Raw genomic sequence first — 18,323 nt, 5'->3', positions numbered from 1 at the left:
GACCTTATTAGGCTGCGCGCTCGGCGCAGCCGGAAACCATTTGGACATACGTCGGAGCAGGTAAGCGGACACAACCCACTCACTTTGTATCCTTCTCAAACGACGCCAATAAGCGCTACTCATTGCCCCATTGATTCAGGAACGTAGCGATATCATCAATACGCATCTCGTCGATACCCGCTTCAACGGCTATCTCTTTCTGGGTATCTTCACTGATCTCTTCGTTATTCATTAAGCGGGTGATCAGCTGCTGAAAATAGCGCGCCAGTGCATCGCGTTCTGAATCGCTTACCGGCTTTGCAGCTTCCGTAGAATACTCATCTACGATGTCATAGTATTTTAATGGTACTTCATTGTTCATAAGTCATTCCCAGAGTGAGTACGTATGGCAATTGCTGCCTGCATCCTATGGCCTGAATAATAACATTATGATTTTGTTTTTTCTGCTCGCCATGCATAACTCAGCGTGAAATTAACACCGTTTTGCTTATACCGCCAACAGAGTAAATAGCGAAATATCTGGCGCCGTCATTACTGTGACAGGGTGTTCTCAAACGCTCTATTAGACTAACAGCCAGAGTCGTCAGTCGGCTTAAATTTCGTTATCATCCGCTCCCCTTTTCCATGCGGAGAGCCTGATGTCTAAGATTATCGATACCTTTATTGCCCCGCCGTGCCATGAAAAGATTGAGATTCTCTACCAAGACGATCATCTGGTGCTTATCAATAAACCTGCCGGGCTGCTCAGCCTTTCGGGGAAAAATCCGCAAAATCTCGATTCTGTGCATCATCGGCTGGTACAGATATTCCCCGGCTGCACTCTGGTCCATCGCCTTGATTTTGGTACGTCCGGGTTGATGGTGATTGCCCGCAACAAGGCCATCAATGCCGCTCTCTGCCAGCAGTTCAGTCAGCGCTGTGTGACCAAGGTGTACAGCGCACTGCTTTGCGGACATACAGACAATGACGAAGGAGTGATAGACGCTGCGATTGCCAAAGACCCTGCGCTGTTTCCGCTGATGACGATTTGCGCAATTCACGGCAAGCCTGGTCGCTCTCGCTATCGGGTCGTTGAGCGCTTTTATCATGAGTTGGACAATGGGATGTCTCTGCCGTTAACGCGTGTGGCGCTAACCCCGGAGACCGGGCGTACCCATCAACTCCGCATTCACTGCCAGCAGTTTGGCCACCCTATTTTGGGTTGTGACCTGTATGGTGGTCGCCTGCTGCCCGGTACTGAACAGACGCCGCGGCTGATGCTACACGCCACCGAGTTGCATTTTGTTCATCCCATCAGCAAAGAGTGGATCAAAGCCCGTAACGCCTGCCCGTTCTGAATGCGAATGAATCAATGACGATGTTTCCGCAAAGTTACCCGATGTGATGCTAAAGACCCTGCGGGGAGGCTAAATCAGAGGCTTTTGAACGTGAGATCTGGCCTCTGTAACCGATGATTACCACATTAGATCATCGGGCACTTTAAAATCAGCATAGGGATCTTCTTCATCCTGCTCTTCCTGACTGAGGGCGCTGTTTAATACAATACTGTTCGCATCTCGCTGCGCAATTTTATCGGCTACGCTCGAGGGGATAATCGCGTATTCACTCTCGCTACTGTTATCAACAACCAAACGAGCAATGGCGAGACGCCCACTAATCAGCTGAGCTTGCGTCATCTTATCCACAACTATTTTTTTAATTAAATTACCGTCTGTGAAGTTAAAACCAATATCCCCTTTTGAAATGTCGATTCTGTTCATTTCAATGAGTTGCTTCACCTGAGCTTTATATTCTTTAGATAAAGCGGCTTGTTTTTGTTGTTCGCTTAGCTGTTTGTCACGTTCTAGCTGTGCTTTTTTATTTTCTTCAACCGCTTCTCTTGCCGCACGGGCCTGAACGCGTGATTTTTTAGCTGTTCTTTGGACTTTATCCATTTTTTTGCTGGTTACTAATCCAGCTTTAAGCATCTGCTCTTGTAAGGTAAGTTTTGTCATCTTTGTTTCTAAACCAGTTGAATAATTTGCGGGATTATACCTGTAATTTTTGCGGCTATACCAGATCGCAAGCGCTTATCACGATGTGGCTTGAGTTTGAAAGGGTCTAACAGCGCTGGCGTGACCTGTTATCAGGCTTAGACAACCGCTCTGTTAATAATGCCCGTTTATGGCAGGAAGCAGACAGCAAAGGAGTCGTTCTCTGTCCGCTATGAGCAAAGAGCGGACATTCTGTCCTTACGGATACGCCTGCCTAGGCGCACCCAATCACATTCAAGGCTTCCAGCGGCGCAGAGAAGTATGATCTTCATAAGGCAATCTTGTTGGCAGGGATATCAGCTCAATGACGCTGCCCCACGGCGTGCGGCCGTAACAGAAGAAGTTATTGTCTCCGACCTCAGTCGGAAACATCAGCGGCTGAGGAGAGGTAAACATTTTCCCGCCGGCACGTTCAAACAGGCTGATGGCTTCATTGATATCATCAACGTATACGGCGAAATGCTGTAACCCGTAGTCGCTTGGCCGCACAGGCTGATTCTGCTCTGGCCCTTTCATTTCAAAAAGCTCAAGCCCCGGCCCGTGCTTCAGCGTCATCATTCTGACTGTGGTGATACATGTTCCCGGGAACAGATTAAGGATGTTTTCCGTATCTTCCCCTTTCACGTCGTCGTCCGATTGTGAAACGGAGTCATAGATAACTTCTGCACCAAAGGCTTCTTCGAAGAAGCGGGTCGCCTCATCAATATCAGAAACGGTGATGCCAACGTGGTCCATACCGCGAATAGTTTCGGTAGACATAATTTTCTCCCAAGGGGTTTACGGATAAGAGTGATGGGATGATCAGCCCTGGTTGGCCGTCATTTTTGCAAGTGCAGCGAGCTGAGCTGATATCAGGCTGCGGGTGTCAGCATCCGTTATGCTGTCATTTTCGGGATCCAGTCTTGAAGGGGCCTGACCGATCATGACTTCAGGCTTGTTAAGAACCCTTCCGTCCAGAAAGACCAGAATCTGGCGCAGGTGATACTGGGCCCTTGCACCGCCTATCGCCCCGGGTGACGCCGTCAGTATGGCAACAGGCTTGCCGGCAACTGGGGTGTCCGGCAGGCGGGAAAGCCAGTCCAGCGCATTTTTCAGGGCGCCCGGGACGGAGTAGTTATATTCAGGCGTGACGATAATCAGCGCATCCGCTGCCGATATTGCTTTTCCCATTGCCACCACCGCATCGGGGAAGCCATGCGCCTGAAGGTCTGCATCATAGTGCGGTATCTCTCCTACAGAGCCGAGTGCGCTAATCTCCACATGTGTGGGTGCAAGTAAGGCAAGATTGCGCGCCACAATGGCGTTAAAAGATGCTTTGCGAAGGCTACCCAGAAGAGACACAAATTTGAGTGGTTTTTCATATGACATGGCTGTTCCCTGTAATTAAAAAATGGATTATCCGGCGGTTGCCGGTGCTTTATTTACTGATAGCGATAAGCCTGGTATAGAATTACACATCGATAAACGCACTATGAGTCGTCACTGAGTCAACTTTATGTCTACCGGACTTTCAGCAGAATCCCTGCGGGGAATTACCAATTTTGTCATTACGGCGAAATCGAGCAGCTTCACTGAGGCCGCGGAGCAGTTGGGCATTACCAAATCGGCCGTAGGTAAAAGTGTGGCACGGCTTGAGGAGAGACTGGGAACGCGTCTTTTTCACCGATCAACGCGTAAACTGAGCCTGACGAGTGATGGAGAGGCTTACCTGACCAGTTGCCTCTCGGCGCTTGAAATTCTCGACTCTGCCGAGAATACGCTCAGCAGACGTCAGGAAAATCCCGCTGGGACGGTCCGTATTGATATGCCTGCGTCTTTCGGACGGAATCTGATGATGCCGGTATTAATCGAGATAATGACCCGCTACCCGGCCCTGCGGCTGGCGCTAACTTTCAATGACCGTCTTATTGACCCGGTGGAGGAAGGCGTTGACCTGGTTCTGCGACTGGGAGAGCTACAGAGTACCGATGAGCTGATCGCCCGTCGGCTGAGCCGGCAGCGGCTTATCCTGTGCGCCTCTCCAGCCTATCTTGAACAGAACGGGCTGCCTGCCGATATGGAGGATTTGAAAAGCCACTACTGCATTATGGGCTACCGTCGGGGCGCCCCCCTTGCCTGGCGGCTGCGAAAGGCCGGGGAGCGTGAAGTGAAATATATATCCCCCACAGCACATCAGATAAGCGACGGAGATGCCATGATTCAGGCCTGTCTGGCTGGCGTGGGGCTAGCGCAGTTTCCTGAGTCTATGGTTAACAGCCATATCGCCGCAGGCAACCTGATTTCCGTGATGGCAGATCATGCCCCCATCCCGGTTGAGTTGAACGTCATCTGGCCCCGAACAAGGCACCTCATACCCAGAGTTCGCCTAATCGTTGACGCACTGCTGAAAAAGGCCGGAGAAGGCTATTTCGGTTCGCTTAGGTAGACTTTTTGTCGTCACTGAGGAGATACCAGGGCCGTTTATCGCCTTTTAGCAAACTTATATCCTTATCGTCCCGCTGCTTTAATTGCCTTACGGGCTGAAACCTTCCCGTCTGCCGGAGCAGTTAAAACGTAAAACATAATGTTACTTACAGGATATTTGTTATGCCATTAGCTCTATGGGCGCTGGCGATAGGTACATTCGGTATCGGAACAACTGAATTCATCATTGCCGGGCTGCTCCCCGTCATTGCCGTTGATTTTAACGTCACCATCCCCGTTGCCGGCTACCTGGCGACCTCATATGCGCTGGGGGTCTTCGTCGGCGCACCGGCCCTGATTATTCTGGGTTCAAAAGTCCCGCGTAAAGCCATGCTGGTTTTCCTGATGCTGCTCTTCGTGGCAGGTAACCTGGTGACGGCGTTTGCCCCGACACTTGGCATTGCCATACTGGGCAGAATTATTACCTCGATGACGCACGGCGCTTTCTTTGGCCTTGGTTCGATTATTGCAGCAGATATGGTTGCACCGTCTAAGCGCGTGAGGGCCATTGCGTTCATGTTTATGGGGCTGACCGTAGCAAACCTTATAGGCGTACCCGCAGGTACCTGGATAGGTCAACACCTCTCCTGGCGTGATGCCTTTATGGCCATAGCCGTGATAGGGGTCATTACGGTTATCAGTATCGGAATGCTCATCCCGCACCAGCCAAAACCCCATAACCAGAGATTTGCGCATGAGTTTAACGCCTTCAGAAACGTCAACGTGCTGCTGGCAATGGGAATTACTGTTTTCGGGCCGGGGGCATTTTTTACATCAATTACCTACATCGCGCCAATGATGACGGAGCTGGCAGGATATAGTGAAAGCAGCCTCGCGTGGCTGATGCTGCTGTTCGGACTGGGATTGTTTACGGGAAACCAGCTTGGTGGCCGTTATGCCGATCGCGCTCTTATGCCGATGCTCTACATCACGCTGGCTGCTCAGGCCGTCGTGTTACTGGTATTTAACTTTACGGCGCACAGCCAGGTTATGTCAGTTCTCTGCATTTTCCTGATGGCTGCGTTTGGATTTGCGACAGTTTCACCTATCCAGAAACTGGTGATGGATAAAGCACGGGCAGCGGGTGCCCCCACGCTGGCCGCTGCGGTTAATATCGGTCTTTTCAACCTCGGTAATGCCGTAGGAGCCTGGCTGGGTGGCGCAGTGATTGCTGCGGGATTCGGTCTGCAATCGCCAAATTGGGCAGGCGCTATATTGTCTGTCATTGCACTGATACTTGCGGTGTTGTCCGGTCTTACGGATAAAACCGGGCACGCTGCAGAGATGAATTAGACGGTATTTTGACTGGCCAGTGAGAAAGTCATCTGAATCATTCACTGGCTATAACAGTTAACGCAAAAATTATTCGCACTTCACTTAACCGGTTAACTAACGTCCGCTCCTGACACAAAGCGGACGGTCAAAGTCGGTAGCGTCTGAAGCCGTTTCAGTATTCAGGATTGTTGCTGCCCTGCTTGTATCCTGATTATGGTTTGTCGGATTGTATTAAATTCACGTGCAATGGCGCTGGCACTTACCCCGGTATTAAGACGTTCTGTAACTACATATCAACCTTAGCGGGGATTACGTCTGGTGAACAAACCTCAAATTGGGACAGGCTAAATACCGCGCATTACGCTCAGTGGATAGTAGTCTGTATAGAAAACAGGCTTAGCGTAGGATATTTTCCGTTTTCCAGGCAGCCCCTTTTAGGTTGATTTAAAAGTAACTTTACCTGTTAAATCACAGAATGTATTTCTGACTCCCTTAGCCAGTGTTACGGCTAAGGTCGGCCTGGTCATTACAGACTCCTGTGAACGCTGATTTTTGTTCATGTCTGTCCTGCACCCGGACCTTGTAGAGGCCGTGCACAACTCTCACTGGAAAGAAGTTCTTTTAAGCCGCCTGGTCGGCTACAACCGTAATTAAATAAGAGAATGCGGGCAATGTGAGGGCTTTTGCCCTCTTCTGGCTATCGGACATTTCAGGCCTTGTATCGACTGACTACTTCTGAAGAGCCTTATGTTTACGTATTTTGGCTGGTGGAAATACAGGGATCATTGCCGTATCTGGCGAGTTATATGCATCCCAGTACCACCAGCCTGCTGTACCATAGCGGGAATTATAGATCGCCATCTTCTGGTTCTTCCTGATGACATACTCAGGCGTACCCATACCAAACACTTCCATCGGCAGATGGTTTGTTTCAGTATCCAGCAAATGAAAATCAGCAAACACATCATCTTCTTCGGAATCGTATCGAAGAGGTTTCATAAAGCTTCGTTCTTCAGCAGCCAGCTTTTCCTCGATAATTCCTTCCAGTGAGGAATCCAGTGGTATCCACCGGGAACTGACGTACATCAAAGCCATCCTCAGCACCTTTGCCTCTCTGCCTACAGGTACGTCAGTCAGGGCAATAAGGATAACCCGCTCTCCTCGTTTCCAGGCTGCATGTTCTGAGGGATGCCGTCTGAGGGTTTCTTGCCAGGTTCCGGCATCAGTTTCAAGTTTCGGTAGACCAGCAAAATCTCTGACGGGTACGTGTGTGTTTGCAACTTCGCGTTCTTCATTCCACCCGGCCAGTGAGGTAATGACGACAAGCCTCTTTTTTGCAGATGCCGCTGAAGCCAGTTTATCGCTGTTTGCCTCAGCCTGCGGTGTCGCGTTTTGAGCACCGATCAGCAAAACATCGCTCAACCGGGTGCGACCGGCACGTACGCGGCCTGCTGCCTGTTCCAGCCAGCCATGAACCGAGCCGGTGAATCGTTTATTCTTCATTGCAGGATACCAGACGTTAAGTCCCACCTCCGTCCAAAGAAGGCTCAACAGCCCCAGCAGTTTCATAACCGACTGTGTCTTTCCCCCCGCCTGATTACCAGGAGGTCCGTCTCCTCTTGGTTGCCGATCAACGGGGTTCTCGCCATCAAGGGAAACGGCAAGCTGTACTCTCAGTGTGCCATCGATCTCCTCTTCCACTACTCCCTCTGTATAGCTTTGTTGTCCACTAATCGAGGCTGATGAGTACCAGACACATTCCGGGAAATGCTCAATGCCACTGTTGCTGAACCGGCTGAGATGATATCTGCCAGATTCTCTTCGCAGCCGGATTGCAAACCTGCGGTCACCCGTGCCCGGACAGCAGCACTGCACGAGTGGATCATGACCGTGATGTTGTTTCAGAACGGATTGCCATGATCTGACGAATTTCTCTTCTGTCTGAAATCCCACGCTGTAAGACTTCGTTTCCCCACTACGGGTAATATTAATTTGGTACCGGTTCTTTTTCACGGTCGCCCCCTGTCGTTTTTAACTAACTTATCAGCTCCGATAAAACAGACCAGTCATAACATGAGGTAAAACAGCACTGTCCTGCCAGTTTTCTGAGCCCCTCCCCTGAATTATCTGTAAAAGGCGCGCATCCATTGCCGATAGTACTTAATCACACCAGGAGGATTCATGAGCTTACCGGAACTCAAGAAAGGAACGACAATATATGCCCTGCTTAAAGAGGCGGGTATGGAACTACAAGACTGGCCCCACGCAAACTATCCTCGCCAGAACATGAGATGGGCATGGATTGAGGGCGATATCGTTGTCATGAATATCTGGATGCATAAAGTGGAGTCGCCTGCCGCACCGGAAGGCAGCTATGTCACCCGGTACATATCCCGTGGTCAGGGTCATGTTGGCGAAGAGACAGACAGAATTTACCAGGCCGTTATCGAGCGAAACCTTCCCGTTCAGGTCATCCTGCATAAAGAAAAAAACAGTAACCTGCGAGTTCTGGACAGCGTCCAGTGGAGTGCGGAATATGAACCGTCAACGGGTGAGATCACACTGACCAGAGGCAAACCGGTTAGGTACATCGATCAGAAAGGATCGGTAGACAGCACATCTGATTCCGAAGAATCACCAGCGGTTAAGCGAAGCAGGAAGTTGCGTGAGATGGCTATGGTCAGAAGCAGCGGCACGTGTGAGCTCTGTGGGAAAAAAGGATTCCGTACGCGCAACGGCGCAATCTTTGCGGAAGTGCATCACATTGTGGCCTTAAAAGATGAGGGGCCTGATGAGCTGTCTAATCTGATCGTACTTTGCCCGGATGACCATCGCAGGGCTCACCACGGTGATGATGCGGTTGAATTACAGCAGGCGTTTGTGAAAATAAGGAATACGAAAAACGGCGTGATGGCTACAGGCAGTTAGTTGTTTTTTTAACGGTGAGGGATGCTCAGCTGACGCCTTATTAAGCAGCAACTGCTTCCCCCACCCAATCATATTTATCAGCACCTGAAAAATATGAGCAAAAAGCGTCGTAATTATCTTTCTAAACGACTCGCAGTTGTTGATGCAGCGCCTCTGGAATGTGATGGCTTCAGCTTGATGGTTGCATCGTCACTGGAGCATGCAGGATGGTCGTATCAACGCTATGCCGGGATGATGTTCGATCAGGAAAGCCGTAGATCTACTCTAGGGGACCCGCCTGAAAAGCGGAAAACACCCTGCGTCAAGCTCATTTCTTAAGCAGGCATGACGGGCTGCTTTAAGCGAAAAGCGGAACATAAAGGGGGATGTTAGGTAGCCTAGCGTCGAAAATATCATAAGGATGTGTTTCCAATGAAAGTGAGCAATTGCCAGACTTGTGGCCAGCCAATGAGTACAGTACCAGAAACACTGAATTTTGATTGTGGTGGCGACTGTTTAAGTTGCATGGCTTGGCATGGTGATCCAGATGCAATTGATGCTGTTGAGAGACTTACGGGCGAGAAGGTTGATGTCCGTTCATGTAACGTTAAAATTCAGTTATGAGCAAAAAGCGGACGTTACCGGTTCAGGGAAAAGACGCCACCAGGCTGAACATCTTTAGCTACCTTGCCAGGCGACGCCTGTCTCAGTGAACTTCCTGCCTTAGGCATTACGGGCCAGTGTCCGCATCAATGTCACCCCCTTTGTCCTGGAATTTTGACCATAATATCTAAACATACAGGTTCATTCTCTCACCATCCACCTTCTTAACGGTGAAGAAATCAACCTGTTAGCAGCCAATGTTTCCCGGAGATTTCATTTTTCTGTCATTTTTGTTCTTTATGCTGTTAGCTTCCCTACATGGATATTAACAATATGAAAATGAAAGCTATTTCTCTGGTTATTGGCTGTGCGCTCTCTTCATCAACGCTCGCGGCGCAGCCGCAGGTCGAGCGCTATATCGTCAGTTTTCCCGAAGGTACGCGTGTAAGCTACAACGGCGCGTTTGCCAGCGCGTTTCCAAATGGTTTGCCGGTGGGGATCGGCTCCGGTTTGCTGTTTACCGGCAAGCAGGGGGATGCGCTCACCTTCGCAACCGTCACCGATCGTGGGCCGAATGCTGACTCGCCTGATGTGGGTAAGAGAGAGGCAAAAATTTTCGTCACGCCAGAGTTCGCCCCGCTGCTGATGAATATTCGGGTGCAGAACGGCAAAGCGGAGGCCACGGACGCCCGACCGTTGCATGACGATAAGGGCAATATTAACGGATTGCCGCTGCAGGATGGCGTCATCGGATCAACCAATGAAATCGCGCTAAGCGATACGTTGAAAGTGCTGCATGGCGATAACCGCGGTCTGGATACGGAAGGTATTACGCCGGACGGCAAAGGAGGGTATTGGCTGTGCGATGAGTATGGTCCGTTCCTGATTAACGTTGATGCGCGCGGCAAGATCCTGACAATTCACGGGCCGCAGGCAGCAGAGGGAGAGAAATCGATCGCGGGCGGTCTGCCGAACGTTCTCAAATGGCGTCAGCCAAATCGTGGATTTGAAGGGCTCACCCGCATGCCGGACGGGCGTATCATCGCCGCGGTGCAGAGCACGCTGGATATCAACGGTAAAAGTAAAAAGCAGGCGCGCTTTACCCGCCTGGTGAGCTTCGATCCGGCGACCGGGAAAACCGCGATGTATGGTTACCCTATCGACAGCGCCGCTTACGCTAAAAACAGCGACGCAAAAATTGGCGATATCGTGGCGCTCGACAATCAGCATATCCTGCTGATTGAACAAGGCAGCGACAAAGACGATGCGATGCGCAATCTTATCTATAAGGTGGATCTTAGCCCGGCTACCGAGCTTGCAGCGTTCGATAAGCCTGGCGAGTATCCGGAGTTTGACGACGAGAAAGCGCTGGCGCAGCGCGGCATTAAGCTCGCCGCTAAAACGCTGGTGGTCGATTTACGTCAACTCGGCTGGCAGCAGGAGAAGGCCGAAGGTCTGGCGCTGATCGACAATAAAACGCTGGCGGTCACCAATGACAATGACTTCGGCGTGAGAACGGTCATGCAAAATCCGGTTGAAGGTAAGAAGCGTAAGGATTATCGGGTGACCGAACAGGGGACGCTTACGGTAGATGATAAGCCGGTTGCAACGACTATCGGCGTAAAGCCGCTGAAGAAACCTGAGTCGGACAGCGAATTGTGGATTGTTACGCTGGCGGCACCGCTGAAATAAACACTCTCCTCACCCCAGGCTGCGCCCCTTAATTGCATCACTTTTTGTAAAAGAGCCGGATGCAGCCCAGTTTTGCCATCGACAGATCATTCCTCGGCGTCTGGTCACAGCGGGCTACGGGCCAGACATCGTCCGCTATGAGTCAGAAGCGGCGAGGTAGGGAATGGTAAAGCGCCCCCTGAAAACATTGTGATTTCGCGTTTTTATACAGCCTGGGCCGCCAGCAGACGCTGAGAGAATGGCTGATCGTGCTAAAAAAGCTGCGACTTCGATATCGAGCGCATCCTGTAAGTTACGATTTCACTGCAGATCGCAAGAACTCTACAAATGCGCGTACTCGCGCTGATAGATGACGATTCTGGGGGTAAAGAATCGAAAACGGGCGAGAGCGGCCTCCGTATTTTTGAAGGACCTCTACAAGGTCTCCACGCCTTAAAGCGTCTCCCACGGCAAAGCGATAGGTTTGATAAAGGCCTCCGCCCGCGTTAACCCAAGCGACAGCCCCTAACGCATCATTAAGTACACGCATCCGGCTCGTTATCTGTTTCTCGATTGAAGTACCTGACTCATCGGTGAACAGCCACTGCAGCGGGCGCCCTGTATTCGGTGATATATACTGGATGCAATCGTGTTGATTGAGGTCATCAATACGGTATGGTTCACCTTTTTTTGCAAGGTATGTCGGCGTTCCGAATACCCCAAGCGAGGCGTCCTCAAGCTTGAAGGCGACAAGACGCGAATCTTGCAGAACGCCTAGCCTAATTGCCAGGTCAAAGCCCTCTTCAACAAAGTCGATTATTTTGTCCGAGATACTAATCTCGATATCGATCTGCGGATAAAGCTCAGTGAACTTGGGCATTAAGGGTAAAAGGCGAAACGTGCCGTAAGCAGCACTGACGCTAATGCGTAGCGGTCCGCTTGGGACGGTTTGTGAACCCGTGATCGCTCGCTCAGCCTCGGCGATCTGCTCAAGCGCCAGATGACATTCTTTCCAATAGAGCTCGCCCTCAGCTGTAAGCTTTACGGCGCGGGTGGTCCGCAAAAAAAGACGTACTCCGAGGCGCTGCTCGAGCCGACTGATCGACCGACTGACTGCGGCCGGCGTCAAACCGAGAATCTCAGCCGCACTGGTGAAGCTGCCGGTCTCCGCTGCTCTACAGAACTGTTCAATGCTGCCAAGTTGAAGTGGGTTACCCGCTGCCATATTGATTACCATTTGTAATAAATGAATTGATTATTACATGGTTTATCAACAAGGAACAACGCATTAAGGTACATCTACTGCTACAGCATCAACGCGACAAGGCCGCGCTACTCAAGCAGTGCACGGTTTTGGCCTACACCTCGACATACTTTTAGGAGCTACACTATGACCAGCAAACTGAACGTTTTCACTTCGCCTTCGGCTTTCCCTAACCCACAGCGCCTGCGCCTGTTCATGCATGAAAAAGGGATCGCTGATCAGTTCCAGGAGACTGTTTACGACATGACGCCGGTTGGCGAACAGCGTGGATGGCGTCACTTGAAAATGAATGCCTGGGGTGAGACGCCGACCCTCGAGCTTGCTGACGGTAGCTATATCTCCGAAACTGCAGCTGTCGTCCGTTATTTGGACCAGTCCTACCCCGGCCGCAAGATCATGGGGGAGACACCGCTGGAACAGGGCTTGGACAACATGTGGGATAACCGCATTTGGGTTCACATCCTGTATCGAATCGTCACGGCTTTCCACGTTCTGCATACCGGTCTCGGTTTCAAACTCGAACTGACGAAGAACGAAGCCTGGGGCGAACATTGCCGCAAAGAAGCATTGGCCCATGCTGCACTGGTCAACAAACATCTTTCGGACGGACGCCAATGGCTGCTGGGGGGCGACGAGCCTACTTTCGCCGACATTACGCTGGCAACCGCGATCGCGTTCTCGAAGTTCCCGGTGAATGCTACGCCGCTGGACGAACGATTCGAGTTCCTGGACGCCTACTGGCAGCGCTGGCAGCAGCGTCCAAGTTTCCAGGCGGCATATGCAGACCGTAGCAGCGGTATCCCTGAGCTCGATAACAAGGCGTGATCTAACTTTAAAGTCGCGCGAAATCCAACCGTGGATTTCGCGCAATAGAAGAGGTCTACTTAGAGGCGGTAGCGAGCAGGCGTGGTAATCTGCTTCCGCCGAGGGTAGTCGGTTCAGTGAGATTAAAGCTAACGTCTAAAGCGTTGCGCGGCAGGTGTATAACCCGCTGCGCTTCTTCTGTCATTTTACGGATGTGTAACGTATGAACAAACCTATAAAACTGCCTGGGCTGGACCATCCGATCACGATTACGCCCGAATTTCGCCGCGTTACAGTGACGCTGGGCGGAACGGCCATCGCGGACACCACCCGAGCGCTATGCCTGAAGGAAGCAAGCTACCCGGCAGTCCTATACATCCCGCGCGACGATGTTCGCATGGAGCAGCTCGAGCGTACCGACCATGCAACGTATTGCCCTTACAAAGGGGACTGCGCTTACTACAGCATTCCAGTGGGTGGAGAACGTAGCGTGAACGCCGTATGGACTTATGAACACCCGTTTCCTGGAGCAGCACAAATAGCCTCTTACCTGGCGTTCTATCCTAACCGGGTTGACGCTATCAACGTCGCTTAGGGCGCGACAGAGCTTATTTGCTCCTTCAGAAACCCGAACCTTGACGCGCTTCACTCCTTGTACCGTCGGTTGATTTACATGTCCGCTTTTGGCACAGAGCGGATATGCGGCAGGGCAAGGTCTGCTAAGAGCGAAAAGCGGGCATTGGCTTTCCAAACATTATTCAGGCAATCCTGAATTCTGGCTCAGCGTAGCTGGATTAAAGACTCATGCACCTGGTGCATAAAAATTGCCATATAACTGGCACGCCCGCTTAGCTGCATCTGTTTCAAGGCAGAGTTCGACATCCTTACTGAATCCGCGCTGTTGAAGTTCACAGGCTGAGGAACATTTATAAAGAGGAAGCAGATTTTGCTGCTGATAAAACTGCCAGGCTGCAACCGCCGCCTGTGCTTCTGGTGAGCAGTTTCCGCGCCCCATCACATCGATAATGCCGCCAGCTGCTACGTAATCTTCGACACAGGGACGGATGCTGCCATCAGGCCATCGCTCTCCACAGGGAATGATCAGTATACGTTTAAAAATGCCACATGCATTCGCAGTTGCAGACATGTTCCTGAGACAACCACTGAAAACAGGAACCCCGGTATCCCGCGCCCGGAAAGAAAGGGTCGATCCGTTAGGGGATGGCAGGACAAGCCTTTCGCCATCGCTTATGTTTTGAACAGAAACGGGCGACAGGCTGTAACCATCACCGCTGAATCTTCTCTTCGGGCTGGCTACCTTCGCGCCGATTTTCATACCATATTCGTTTGCGGATTCATCTTTCCACGGATAGGGGTAAATGCGGGCACCTTTTTCAACAGCCAGGCTCACACAGGTGGAAAAGGACATAACGTCGACTATTACGGCGCAGTCTGCTTTTTCGGCTAAGTAATCTACAGCCGCCTGGCCCCATTCAAGGCGAACCTCGAACCCATCCTGGCTAAACCATTCCATTATTTTCTCTCGGTTAAAGTTTTTCTGTGAGTCGAATTTAACATAGCTATGTTGAGCTTCGTTTCTTTAAAACCCTAACTAACAAATGTCCGCTTTTGGCACATAGCAGTAGTGATAGGCAAAAAAGTGTTATAAGCAAGGAGCGGACATTTAGATTATGTTCAGGAGCACGATTAAAAGCATTGTTAAAGCGATTTAAACGCTTATGGCTAGTGAGTTCGAATGAATCGGGCATTCAATGACAACTGCCCGATTTTGGTAAAGTCAAAAATCGTTATCAGCCATCAATCTTGATGACGATTTTGCCAAATGCTCCACGAGAAAGGTGCTCAAAAGCTTCTACCGCCTCGTTAAAACGGTAAACCTGTTCAATTACGGGTTTGATTTGATGTTTATTGAGGAATGGGTTCATCCGATCAAAAGAGGAACGTGGAGCAACCGCAATGCCCCTGATTGTCGTCTGGCGGAAAATTAACGGCATCAAATCAAGTTGTGCTGTCTGGCCAGTAAGAAAACCTACCTGAGCAATCGTTCCGGCAACTTTTGTCGCAGCGATCGACTGGTTGATACCATTGCCACCGGCGACTTCCACCGTTACGTCAGCTCCCTTACCTTCAGTCAGTTCGAGAACTTTGCTTTCCCAATCAGGATATTTTTTATAGTTAATCCCCTCATCTGCCCCCAAGGATTTAATGCGATCGAGGTTAGCATCGTTACTGGACGTTGCAATGACGCGGGCGCCATATGCATGCGCTATTTGAGCAGCAAAAACGGAGACGCCGCCAGTTCCCTGTACCAGAACGGTTTGTCCGGGCTGCAAGTTACCAATATCCATTAGCGAGTACCATGCCGTCAGTGCAGCGATAGGAAGCGTTGAGGCTTCCTCATCTGTCATGCTGTCAGGGGCTTTTACTGCGCTATCCTCATGCAGAATCATGTATTCAGCCAGCGCTCCCGGTAACGGCATTCCAATACACCAGGCAGGTTCATCGGCAGCAGGTTCGCCATCTAACCAGCGGGAATAGAGATGTGAGTTAACGCGATCGCCTGTAGTGAAACGGGTCACACCTTCACCTGTAGCAACAACGGTTCCTGTCGCATCAGAGACAGGGATAAGTGGCTTTGGAACAAGATGAGGTTCATAGAAGCCCTCCACGATTGCCTTGTCCCTAAAATTAAGCGAAACCGCGCCTACTTTAACCAAAAGTTCACCCGGCCCTGGTGTAGGCGTCTCAACCTCTTCAAGCTTTAAGTTTTCAACACCAAAGTCTTTCAATAACCATGCTTTCATTTCTTTCATTTCCCATAGGTTTGCATTAGATAGGGCAATGATAAGAAAGACGGGCAGGGGTAAAAAGCCGCATAAAAGATTTTCAGTGTTACTGCAGGAGAAACAATCCGGATGGAATATAATCCGCATTATCACAATTTCGGTTGGAAAATAACTGCGGAGTTGAAAAATTATGCGCTCAAATATGCTTGAGTTGATGGATATTTTTGTTCAGGTCGTTGAATTGCATAGCTTCACCCGGGCCGCTGATGCTCTGCAATTGCATCGGCCTGCGGTTAGTAAGGCTGTACAGCAGCTGGAAGATACGCTGGGCGTTAAACTACTGCACCGCACAACACGCAGCCTGAGTGTAACGGCTGAAGGAGAGGAAATTTATCAGCGAGCTAAAACGCTTCTGACCGATGTCAACGACATGATGGCCTCTTATTCTCCAGGTCAGCCTCCTCGCGGGCAGCTTCGTATTGATGCCCCGTTGGCTCTAATACATAGCATTCTGATACCGGGTCTAAGCGAGTTTCAGGCTTTGTATCCACAGATTGAAATAGTATTGACGGCTTCAGATCGACTGACTGATCTGATTACAGAGGGCGTCGACTGCGTTATTCGACTCGGTGAACTGGCTGATTCAAGTTTTATTTCGCGTCGTATGGGCGACCTTCAGATGGTCACCTGTGCAGCACCGTCCTATCTGGAAAAATATGGCACGCCTCTAACGCCGGATGAACTTGATCATCATAAAGCCGTTTATTTTTTCAGTGAACACAGCCGGGATGTACAGGAATGGAAATTTGTCATGAACGGAGAGATTGTTTCACGGCGTCCAGGATACAGTATGCGGGTTAATAATTCAGATGTTCTTCTGTCCTGCGGTCTGTCGGGCCTCGGTATGCTCCACGCATTACGTACTGCATTAGAACCTTACATCGAAACCGGCAGGCTGACGGAAATTTTATCTGATTATGCAACGGTGACTAAACCGGTTTCCATCCTCTACCCTGACCGGCGCTATCTCCCCCCTAAGGTTCGGGTTTTTATCGAATGGTTCTCTGAATTATTTAAAAAGTACCATCAGCGTTAACGGCAGCGATTAACATCTGCACTGGCAGTAAATGCTGAGCATTTTTTTAGATATGGAAAACGTAATGCATGCAGTCATTCGGTTCAGAAAACGGAAACGTCATAGCCACGGCTGTAAATAACAACCTGGATACGATTATAAATATGATGCCGATATGGAGTCGGGCTTTTCGCGAGGCGCTGCTCTTAGTAAGCAAAATAGATCAGATCACGCCAAAGTTCAGACGTAAAGTGATTGTTATTTTCAATAATAAGAACATATTTCCTGTGCCAGTTTACCCACTTCTGCGTTTTTGAAAATTGTACTTGCACAGTGAGCATCAGGACTAGCATGCATTGATCCAACATTGGTGAGTATGGCAAGTGCACAGTTTGTTTTTTCATACCACCATACGCAGGCGCTGGCACCAAGAACGTTTCCACCGTGACCTATGGCTGTGCCGTAATCAGTATCCATTCTAAATAAACTTAATCCCATTTCAGCATTATCGGCTGGCATCCACTGTTGCATTTCTTTCATGGTTTTGGGATTGAGCAATTTACCGTTTTTGAGCGCCAAAATAAAATTAACAACATCCTGTGCAGTAGAAACGATCCCTCCGGCCGCCCACTCTACAGAGAGATTGATCGCGGAAACATCCAGAATATTGTTAGGCTCAATCTTAAAATAGTCTGAAACTCCGGCTTTTTTAATAAAATGAGGATCCAGCCTGTGGAATCTTTTGGAAGAATACTGATTTTCTAAAGAGGCAACCGATTCAAGAGAGGTGCTTTTCAGCAAAAGCGGATTAATAATTCTTTTATATAACTCCTCTTCGAGGCTATTAGAAGTAAGTTTTTCGATCAACAAACCTAATAAAGTGAAATTACTATTAGAATAATGAAATGCTTCTCCTGGAGCACACAGCGGTTTTTTACCCCGGATATAGTCGAGGTTTTCCTGTGGCAGCCAAATCTTTTCCGGTTTGACCCTCTTACCGCGAGCATCATGAATCCATGAGTGCTGATCTTCCCAGCTGGGTATACCTGAATAATGCGAGAGTAAATGCCTTACAGTCACGCTTTCTGCATTTGCGACGTCTGCAAGGACATTTTTGTCCAGCCAAGTAGATATAGGTTCATCGAGAGTGAGATAATTTTCCTCGTTTAACTGGAGAATTAACACTGCAACAAAAATTTTGGTTATGCTGCCAATACCAAAAATCATTTCTGACTTTTTTTTATTTTTAGCATCAGCATAACCCGCTCCATGCTGCCATATTATTTTATCTCCTTTGCCAATAGCCATAGTAAGGCCCGGAAAGGTTTTCAATGCCATCTGATTAAGCAGATTTATTAACGCAATTTCACAAGGACTCATTCTCTCCATTCCTTTATTTTATCTATTATTTTATCTATTCC

Annotated in this window: 17 protein-coding genes; 8 read left to right on the top strand and 9 right to left on the bottom strand. The window is 49.7% G+C overall.

Annotation, left to right across the window (positions count from 1 at the left end):
- Positions 1-115: 115 nt before the first annotated feature.
- A complete protein-coding gene (locus tag SC127_RS10700; RefSeq protein ID WP_215844911.1) occupies positions 116-361 on the bottom strand; it encodes a YmjA family protein in 246 nt (81 codons plus the stop codon).
- A 277-nt stretch (positions 362-638) separates the two neighbouring features.
- Here SC127_RS10700 and SC127_RS10695 point away from each other — a divergent pair, with 277 nt between their 5' ends.
- Complete coding sequence (locus SC127_RS10695) at positions 639-1,337, top strand: RluA family pseudouridine synthase (RefSeq protein ID WP_332626290.1); 699 nt, start codon at positions 639-641, stop codon at positions 1,335-1,337.
- A gap of 117 nt (positions 1,338-1,454) precedes the next feature.
- On the opposite strand, the gene SC127_RS10690 is transcribed toward SC127_RS10695, so the two are convergent.
- The 3 genes from SC127_RS10690 to SC127_RS10680 all read right to left on the bottom strand — a co-directional run bounded on the left by SC127_RS10690 (position 1,455) and on the right by SC127_RS10680 (position 3,401).
- A complete protein-coding gene (locus SC127_RS10690) occupies positions 1,455-1,994 on the bottom strand; it encodes a DUF2058 domain-containing protein (protein ID WP_215844913.1) in 540 nt (179 codons plus the stop codon).
- 273 nt (positions 1,995-2,267) lie between these two features.
- Complete coding sequence (locus SC127_RS10685) at positions 2,268-2,792, bottom strand: VOC family protein (protein WP_243079627.1); 525 nt, start codon at positions 2,790-2,792, stop codon at positions 2,268-2,270.
- Between the two features lie 42 nt (positions 2,793-2,834).
- Positions 2,835-3,401, bottom strand: coding sequence for an NADPH-dependent FMN reductase (locus SC127_RS10680; protein WP_332626287.1), 567 nt, complete (start codon positions 3,399-3,401; stop codon positions 2,835-2,837).
- A gap of 127 nt (positions 3,402-3,528) precedes the next feature.
- On the opposite strand from SC127_RS10680, the gene SC127_RS10675 reads away from it, so the two are divergent.
- Both SC127_RS10675 and SC127_RS10670 read left to right on the top strand, forming a co-directional pair.
- On the top strand, positions 3,529-4,458 hold the full coding sequence (locus SC127_RS10675; protein ID WP_332626286.1) for a LysR family transcriptional regulator: 930 nt from the start codon (positions 3,529-3,531) through the stop codon (positions 4,456-4,458).
- Between the two features lie 161 nt (positions 4,459-4,619).
- Positions 4,620-5,789, top strand: a complete 1,170-nt coding sequence (locus SC127_RS10670; protein ID WP_332626284.1) for an MFS transporter — start codon at positions 4,620-4,622, stop codon at positions 5,787-5,789.
- Positions 5,790-6,500: 711 nt separating this feature from the next.
- Here the strand turns inward: SC127_RS10670 and SC127_RS10660 are convergent.
- Positions 6,501-7,784: a DUF1173 family protein gene (locus SC127_RS10660; protein ID WP_332626282.1), complete on the bottom strand. Its 1,284-nt coding sequence runs from the start codon at positions 7,782-7,784 to the stop codon at positions 6,501-6,503.
- 168 nt (positions 7,785-7,952) lie between these two features.
- On the opposite strand from SC127_RS10660, the gene SC127_RS10655 reads away from it, so the two are divergent.
- Both SC127_RS10655 and SC127_RS10650 read left to right on the top strand, forming a co-directional pair.
- Positions 7,953-8,699 carry an HNH endonuclease gene (locus tag SC127_RS10655; protein ID WP_332626280.1) on the top strand — a complete coding sequence of 249 codons (747 nt, stop codon included), beginning with the start codon at positions 7,953-7,955 and terminating at the stop codon, positions 8,697-8,699.
- Positions 8,700-9,614: 915 nt separating this feature from the next.
- Positions 9,615-10,973: an esterase-like activity of phytase family protein gene (locus SC127_RS10650; protein WP_332626276.1), complete on the top strand. Its 1,359-nt coding sequence runs from the start codon at positions 9,615-9,617 to the stop codon at positions 10,971-10,973.
- Between the two features lie 292 nt (positions 10,974-11,265).
- On the opposite strand, the gene SC127_RS10645 is transcribed toward SC127_RS10650, so the two are convergent.
- Entirely contained in the window at positions 11,266-12,177 is a 912-nt protein-coding gene (locus tag SC127_RS10645) for a LysR family transcriptional regulator (protein ID WP_243079621.1), read from the bottom strand.
- Positions 12,178-12,342: 165 nt separating this feature from the next.
- On the opposite strand from SC127_RS10645, the gene SC127_RS10640 reads away from it, so the two are divergent.
- On the top strand, positions 12,343-13,041 hold the full coding sequence (locus tag SC127_RS10640) for a glutathione S-transferase family protein (protein WP_332626273.1): 699 nt from the start codon (positions 12,343-12,345) through the stop codon (positions 13,039-13,041).
- A 202-nt stretch (positions 13,042-13,243) separates the two neighbouring features.
- Positions 13,244-13,615, top strand: coding sequence for a DUF427 domain-containing protein (locus SC127_RS10635; protein ID WP_332626271.1), 372 nt, complete (start codon positions 13,244-13,246; stop codon positions 13,613-13,615).
- Between the two features lie 207 nt (positions 13,616-13,822).
- Here SC127_RS10635 and SC127_RS10630 read toward each other — a convergent pair whose 3' ends face one another.
- Together SC127_RS10630 and SC127_RS10625 are read right to left on the bottom strand one after the other, a co-directional pair.
- The gene (locus tag SC127_RS10630; protein WP_332626269.1) at positions 13,823-14,554 is read right to left on the bottom strand and encodes a 2-phosphosulfolactate phosphatase; all 732 of its coding nucleotides are present in this window, start codon (positions 14,552-14,554) and stop codon (positions 13,823-13,825) included.
- Positions 14,555-14,831: 277 nt separating this feature from the next.
- Positions 14,832-15,974, bottom strand: a complete 1,143-nt coding sequence (locus tag SC127_RS10625; RefSeq protein ID WP_442955744.1) for a zinc-dependent alcohol dehydrogenase family protein — start codon at positions 15,972-15,974, stop codon at positions 14,832-14,834.
- 43 nt (positions 15,975-16,017) lie between these two features.
- On the opposite strand from SC127_RS10625, the gene SC127_RS10620 reads away from it, so the two are divergent.
- Positions 16,018-16,923 carry a LysR family transcriptional regulator gene (locus SC127_RS10620; RefSeq protein WP_243079616.1) on the top strand — a complete coding sequence of 302 codons (906 nt, stop codon included), beginning with the start codon at positions 16,018-16,020 and terminating at the stop codon, positions 16,921-16,923.
- Between the two features lie 243 nt (positions 16,924-17,166).
- On the opposite strand, the gene SC127_RS10615 is transcribed toward SC127_RS10620, so the two are convergent.
- The gene (locus SC127_RS10615) at positions 17,167-18,282 is read right to left on the bottom strand and encodes a serine hydrolase domain-containing protein (RefSeq protein ID WP_332626267.1); all 1,116 of its coding nucleotides are present in this window, start codon (positions 18,280-18,282) and stop codon (positions 17,167-17,169) included.
- Between the last annotated feature and the right edge of the window lie 41 nt (positions 18,283-18,323).

This window comes from Pantoea sp. T14, assembly GCF_036663535.1.
GTDB lineage: Bacteria > Pseudomonadota > Gammaproteobacteria > Enterobacterales > Enterobacteriaceae > Pantoea > Pantoea phytostimulans.
This window is presented reverse-complemented; position numbering and strand designations above follow the sequence as displayed.